We start from the raw sequence: 1699 nt of genomic DNA, 5'->3' as shown, positions 1-1699 counted from the left end.
CACGTCGGCCTTGAGCGGGAGGCCGATGCACGGCTTGTTCAGGGAGCCCTGGACCAGCGACAGCTGCGGGCTCATGTCGCCATCGGTCTTCGAGTTGCCGAAGGCCTGCTTCGCACCGTTGCCGCTGAGCGACGTCGTACCGGTGTCGTTGCCGATGGCCATGGCCTGGGGGGCCAGCATGGCGGAGGCGCCGACAATCGAAACGGCTGCAGCGGACGCGGCCATAACCTTCTTGAGCATGGTCTTCCTTTTCTTGGTGGAGAGCACGTGCAGTACCGCGCCCCTATCCACTGCGCCGTACTACTGCCTGGTCAACTTCGCCGAACTGGTTTGGTTCCGCCACATCACCCGAACGGTTCTCAAGAGGGACGGAGAACACCGGACACTACGCCGGATACACCCCCATCAGATCTCCATATAATCCCAACCCACAAAGGCACGGAGACGTGTTCGGCCCTATTTTCGTACGGCCGAAAGAGTGAAGGGAAGAAACCGATTCGCCGTGTGGGCTGTTGGGCAGGAGGCTCCGTCTGGGGCATCCACCAGAAAGGGACCAGCGTGATCAAGAAGGCTATGGCGGCAGCAGCCGTCGGCGTGTCCGTGATTGGCGCGTCCGCGGCGATGGCGCCGCAGGCGATGGCGATCGGCAACGACAGCGGGACCACGACGGTCAGCGGCAACAACGCGTTGCAGTCGTACGGGAACTCCGCCACGTACGGCAACATGAGCCCGCAGATCGCGCTGATCCAGGGGTCGTTCAACAAGCCCTGCATCGCCCTGCCGGCCAAGGCCAACATCCAGAACATCCTCGCCCTGGTGAACGTCGGAATCCAGGACATCCCGATCCTGTCCTCGCCGCAGACCCAGCAGTGCACCGAGAACTCCACCCAGGCCAAGGGCGACGAGGCGCTGTCGCACATCCTGAGCAACATCCCGGTCCTCTCCGGCAACGGCGCCTCGCACAGCTGAACTCAGCGATTTCAGGACGGCCGGGCCGCTGTCAATCCCTTCGGGGGTCCGACGCCCTGATGTCCTGGCCGGATCGCCGGCGCACTCCGACGATCCGGCTTTTTCGCGCCCGTCACCTCACGCGTGACGTCGCGCCTCTTCAGTCCGGCCAGTGGAAACCGTTGACAAGCGCATTCCATTCCCAATCGGGCCGGCCCGGCACCGTACGCCTTTCCGCGGCCCAGGAACGCACCAGGTCCGCGTAGAAGGGTTCGGATTCCGCCTCGCTCTCGAATCGTCGACGGGTGATCGGGATGAAAGTCTGCCGGCGCCAGGCGCCCTGCGTCTCAGTCATGTTTCCTCACCATCGGTCCGTGGTCACTTCCTCATTACCACGGCCGGGCGGAGTCGATTCCGCAATGCTCTGTCCGGGGGACAGGGCGCAACCAAAAGAGATTCTTACCGTTTCTCTTCACAGATCCCCGTCAGTGGAATCAGACCAACAGGAGTAGACATGCAGAAGTTGTGGTCGGCCGCAGCCGTCGCCGCAGCCGTTTCCGGTGTCGCGATGATGGCCGCGCCGCAGGCGATGGCCATCGGCAACGACAGCGGTACGACGTCGCTCAGCGGCAACGGTGCCGAGCAGGCCTTCGGCAACTCGAAGACCGACGGCGACATGAGCCCCCAGATGACCCTGGTCCAGGGCTCCCTGAACAAGCTGTGTGTCGGCCTGCCGGCAAAGGCCGACATC

General features: G+C 63.7%; 4 protein-coding genes. 2 read left to right on the top strand and 2 right to left on the bottom strand.

The window, feature by feature from the left end; genetic code table 11:
• Positions 1 to 240: rodlin (locus AB0D31_RS34685; protein ID WP_362730915.1), on the bottom strand; the 240-nt coding region annotated here is incomplete at its 3' end.
• Between the two features lie 318 nt (positions 241 to 558).
• Here AB0D31_RS34685 and AB0D31_RS34680 point away from each other — a divergent pair.
• Positions 559 to 969 (top strand): rodlin, encoded by a 411-nt coding sequence (locus AB0D31_RS34680; protein ID WP_362730912.1) that lies wholly within the window; start codon positions 559 to 561, stop codon positions 967 to 969.
• A gap of 139 nt (positions 970 to 1108) precedes the next feature.
• Here the strand turns inward: AB0D31_RS34680 and AB0D31_RS34675 are convergent, their stop codons facing one another.
• A complete protein-coding gene (locus AB0D31_RS34675) occupies positions 1109 to 1303 on the bottom strand; it encodes a hypothetical protein (protein ID WP_362730909.1) in 195 nt (64 codons plus the stop codon).
• Between the two features lie 159 nt (positions 1304 to 1462).
• Here AB0D31_RS34675 and AB0D31_RS34670 point away from each other — a divergent pair.
• On the top strand, positions 1463 to 1699 hold a 237-nt coding region (locus tag AB0D31_RS34670; protein ID WP_362730906.1), incomplete at its 3' end, for a rodlin.

It is taken from the genome of Streptomyces sp. NPDC048361 (genome assembly GCF_040651795.1).
Lineage (GTDB): Bacteria > Actinomycetota > Actinomycetes > Streptomycetales > Streptomycetaceae > Streptomyces.
The sequence above is the reverse complement of the archived record's forward strand: the minus strand, read 5'-3'. Positions and strand labels throughout refer to the sequence as shown.

What these genes read in the sequence shown, in the direction of transcription:
- AB0D31_RS34675 (WP_362730909.1), bottom strand. Translation starts at nt 1,303, where the DNA reads ATGACTGAGACGCAGGGCGCCTGGCGCCGGCAGACTTTCATCCCGATC.